Source organism: Fibrobacterota bacterium, assembly GCA_019509785.1.
GTDB lineage: Bacteria > Fibrobacterota > Fibrobacteria > UBA11236 > UBA11236 > Chersky-265.
Map to the genome: position 1 here is coordinate 1 of JAEKLQ010000018.1, position 3,987 is coordinate 3,987.

Consider the following 3,987-nt stretch of genomic DNA (forward strand, 5'->3'; position numbering starts at 1 on the left):
TGGTAACCGTCGACGAGGAAATCCTTGCGCATCGCCGGCACGCCGAGCGGCGCCAGCGAGCGCGCGCCATCCGCGAGATCCGCGAGCGAGCCGTCGAAGCGGCTCGGCTCGGTGAGGATGGACACGGCGGCGGCGCCGGCCCGCGCATAGGTCGCGACGCGCGCGCCGACGTCTTCGTCGGCCGCGGCCTTGAGCAGGCCCACGGCCGGCGAGCGCAGCTTCACCTCGGCGATGAGATCGAACGAATTCAGCCGCAGAGGGGGCACGGCGGGCAGACCCGCGATGCGTGCGCGCAGCTCGCGCTCCGGCAGCAGCGCCTGCGCCCCGAGCGAGCGCGCCCGCGATGCAGCGGCCATGTTCGCGAGGAAGTCGTCGCTCACAGCCCTGCCCCGTTGCCGAACGCGGCCAACGATTCGAGCGTGCGGCGCGCGGCGCCGCTGTCGATGGCCTGGCGCGCGAGCGCGGCCCCGTCGCGCGGGTTGTCCACCTTGCCGACGATTTCGAGCGCGAGCGCGGTGCCCAGCAACAAGGCGTCGCGGTGGGCGCCGCGATCTTCGCCGGTCAGCACGGCGCGCAGCGCGCGCGCGTTCGACGCGGCATCGCCGCCGGCGAGATCGGTGGCCCCGCACAGGTCGAGCCCGTAGTCGGACGGGCTGCGGATCTCGGCCTTGACCTGGACCGGCCGTACGTCGAGCACGGTGAACGGGCCCAGCGGTGTCGGCTCGTCCCAGCCTTCGGCGCCGTGCACGACGAACGCGCGCTCGATCGGCAGACCCGCCAGGGCGTCTCCCATCAGTTGCGCGGTCGGCAGGTCGTAGGCGCCCGTGAGCTGGAACAGCGGCGCGGCCGGGTTCGTGAGAGGCCCCAGGATGTTGAACACCGTGCGCACGCCCAGCGCCTGGCGGATCGGCGCGATGGCCTTCATCGCCGGGTGGTAGTGAGGCGCAAACAGGAACGTGAACCGGGTCGCCGCGAGGCAGGCACCGGCGGCCGATTCGTCGAGCGGTAGTTTGAGTCCGAGCTGCTCGAGCACGTCGGCGCTGCCGGACCGGCTCGAGACCGAACGGTTGCCGTGTTTCACCACGTCGACGCCGCACGCGGCGGTCAGCAGCGCGGCGCCGGTCGAGAGATTGAAGCTGCCCGACGCGTCGCCGCCGGTACCGACGATGTCGATGGCGCGCGGGCTCGGCGGAATCGCCGGGCGCCGCGCGAGCGCGCGCATCGCGCGCGCGAAACCGCGCAGCTCGTCGGCGGTGACACCCTTCGAGCGCAGCGCCGCGAGGACGGCGCCGGCGAGCGCGGGCGGCATGTCGGCGCCGGTCAGCGCGCGCAACAGCTGTCCGGCGTCCGCTTCGGTCAGCGACTTCCCGTTCAGCAGCTGCTCGAGCGCCTCGCGCAGGATCATTGGTGGCCTCCCGTCATCGTGAGGAAATTGCCGATGAGCCTCGGGCCTTCGGGCGTCAGCACGCTCTCGGGATGGAACTGCACGCCCTCGACCTTCAGCGTGCGGTGGCGCACGCCCATGATCTCGCCCTCGGGCGTCCGCGCCGTGACCTCGAGCTCGGCGGGCAGCGTATCCGGCTGCGCGATCAGCGAGTGATAGCGACCCACTTCGGTGGTCGCCGACAAGCCGGCAAACAACCCCTTGCCGTCGTGCGTGACGGGCGACGTCTTGCCGTGCATGAGGCGCGGCGCCCTGACTACCTTGCCGCCGAATACCTCGACGATCGACTGATGCCCGAGGCACACGCCGAACACCGGCAGCTGACCGGCGAACGCGCGGATCATGTCCATCGACACGCCCGCGTCGTACGGCGTTCCGGGGCCCGGCGAGATGCACAGGTGCGTGGGCGCGAGCGCCTGCGCCTGCTCGACCGTGATCTCGTCGTTGCGACGCACGTCGACTTCCGCGCCGAGCACCATGAACGCCTGCACGAGGTTGTAGGTGAACGAATCGTAGTTGTCGATCAACAGGAGCCGCGGACTCATAGACCCTCCGCCGCGAGCAAGAGCGCGCGCGCCATCGCGCCCGACTTCGCGACGACTTCGTCGTACTCGCTGGCGGGACTGCTGTCCGCCACGAGCCCCGCGCCCGCCTGGTAACTGTATTCGTCGCCGCGGAACACCAGCGTGCGGATCGTGATCGCCTGGTCCATGTCGCCGTTCGCACCGAAGTAGCCAATGGTGCCGCCATACAGTCCGCGGCGCACGGGCTCGAGCTCGTCGATGATCTCCATTGCGCGCACCTTCGGCGCGCCGACCAGCGTGCCCGCCGGGAACGTCGCCGCGAACAGGTCGAAGGCGTCGCGGCCGGCGGCGAGCTTTCCTTTCACACCGCTCACGATGTGCATGACGTGGCTGTAGCGCTCGATGACGCGGTACGGGTCCACGTGCACGCTGCCGGCGCGCGCGACGCGGCCCAGGTCGTTGCGCGCGAGATCGACGAGCATCACGTGCTCGGCATTCTCCTTCACGTCGGCCAGCAGCTCGGTCTCGTGGCGCGCGTCGGCCGCCGGATCGTCCGCGCGCGGCCGCGTGCCGGCGATCGGGCGCAGCTGGGCGTTGCCCGCGGCGTCGACCTTGACCAGCGCCTCGGGCGACGAGCCGACCACCGTGACGTCGCCGAGCCGGCAGTAATACATATAAGGAGAGGGATTGATGAGCCGCAGCGCGCGGTACGCCTCGAACGGATCGAGCGAGTGCTTCCCGGTGAAGCGCGAGGACAGCACGAGCTGATAGACGTCGCCGGCCGCGATGTATTCCTGCGTACGCCGCACGCCCGCCATGTACTCGTCGCGGGACAGCGAGCCCCTGGCCGGCGTATACCGCTCGCCGCCGGGCGGCGTCGAGTGGTTAGGCAGGCCGCCGCGCAGCGCCCGGATGACCTCGCGGCGCAGCGCCTGGCGCTCGGCCTCGGTGCCGGCATGCAGCAGCGCGATGCCGCGCGTCAGGTGGTCGAACACCAGCATGGATTCCGGGGCGACGTAGTGCAGGTCGGGCACCGGGTGCGCATCGCGCGCCTTCGACGGCAGGCGCTCGAACCAGCGCACGACGTCGTACGACGAATAGCCGACGAGGCCGCCCGCGAGCGGAACGCCGGCCATCTCGGGCAGCGGCTTGGGTGCGGCCGCGAGCGCCTTGCGCAGCGCGTCGAGCAGCTCCGACTTGTCCTTCGGGCGCGGCAGCATCGCCGTGCCGACCTGGAGGCCGTGCGCATCGAGCTTCACCTCGAGGCACTGGCCGAAACCGATGAAGGAGTAGCGTGCGAGTCGCTCGCCGCCCTCCACGCTCTCCAGCAGGAAGCGCGGGTTGAAGGCGCCCAGTTTGGCGAACGCCGACACCGGGGTGTCGAGGTCGCCTGCAATGTCGAATGGCGGTTTCACCGCGTTCATCTCCCTGCGCGCATTTCGCGCGGACAACAAAAAACCCATCCCGGCGTTATTTCCGGAGATGGGTTTTTTCGGATACTTCTCTAGTTCAGCCGAGCAATAACGTCCGAGGCCCTCTCCTTATGGGAGGCGCCACCACCAGACCTTGCGAAAGTTGCCGTTCATGAGGCGCGGAAGTATCGCCGTCGCTTCGCGGAGCCGTCAAGGCTTGTTTGACGGAACCCGGGCGATGGTCCAACGTGGCGTCATCGGGACTTTCTGAAGCTTCTGCAGGTGCGCGTGGAGCAGGACGGATCGGCGACAACGCGGAACCGCGGCCTCGTGGTGCTCGGCATCGTCCTCGCGGTCGGCTTGGGCGTTGCGCTCGCGTGGCGGGCCCGGGCGCCGCGCCCATCGGCCAATCCGGCGATCGCCGTGCTGCCGCTCGCGAATCGCAGCGACGCCGCGGAATACGCCTACCTCGCACCCGGCCTCCAGGACGAACTGATCAACCTGCTGTCGCACGTCGGCTCCATCCGCGTGACGTCGCGCAACTCGACGCAACGCTGGACCGACGCGGCTGCGCCTGCGTCGCAGATCGGCCGCCAGCTCGCCGTCG

Annotated in this window: 5 protein-coding genes; 1 reads left to right on the top strand and 4 read right to left on the bottom strand. The window is 70.2% G+C overall.

Annotation, left to right across the window (positions count from 1 at the left end):
* The 4 genes from JF616_00615 to JF616_00630 all read right to left on the bottom strand — a co-directional run.
* A partial coding sequence (locus JF616_00615; GenBank protein MBW8886229.1) for an indole-3-glycerol-phosphate synthase TrpC occupies positions 1–380 on the bottom strand: 380 nt, incomplete at its 3' end.
* Positions 377–1,405: an anthranilate phosphoribosyltransferase gene (gene trpD / locus JF616_00620; GenBank protein ID MBW8886230.1), complete on the bottom strand. Its 1,029-nt coding sequence runs from the start codon at positions 1,403–1,405 to the stop codon at positions 377–379. The genes trpD and JF616_00615, both read right to left, overlap by 4 nt.
* On the bottom strand, positions 1,402–1,989 hold the full coding sequence (locus JF616_00625) for an aminodeoxychorismate/anthranilate synthase component II (protein MBW8886231.1): 588 nt from the start codon (positions 1,987–1,989) through the stop codon (positions 1,402–1,404). The genes trpD and JF616_00625 overlap by 4 nt, the downstream gene beginning before the upstream one ends.
* Complete coding sequence (locus JF616_00630; GenBank protein ID MBW8886232.1) at positions 1,986–3,431, bottom strand: anthranilate synthase component I family protein; 1,446 nt, start codon at positions 3,429–3,431, stop codon at positions 1,986–1,988. Before JF616_00630 ends, JF616_00625 begins: the two co-directional genes overlap by 4 nt.
* Before the next feature lie 282 nt (positions 3,432–3,713).
* Here JF616_00630 and JF616_00635 point away from each other — a divergent pair.
* Positions 3,714–3,987: hypothetical protein (locus tag JF616_00635; protein MBW8886233.1), on the top strand; the 274-nt coding region annotated here is incomplete at its 3' end.

Bases quoted from the DNA above. Each gene is read 5' to 3' on its own strand.
- trpD (MBW8886230.1), bottom strand. From the start codon at position 1,405: ATGATCCTGCGCGAGGCGCTCGAGCAGCTGCTGAACGGGAAGTCGCTG.
- JF616_00625 (MBW8886231.1), bottom strand. From the start codon at position 1,989: ATGAGTCCGCGGCTCCTGTTGATCGACAACTACGATTCGTTCACCTAC.
- JF616_00630 (MBW8886232.1), bottom strand. From the start codon at position 3,431: ATGGGTTTTTTGTTGTCCGCGCGAAATGCGCGCAGGGAGATGAACGCG.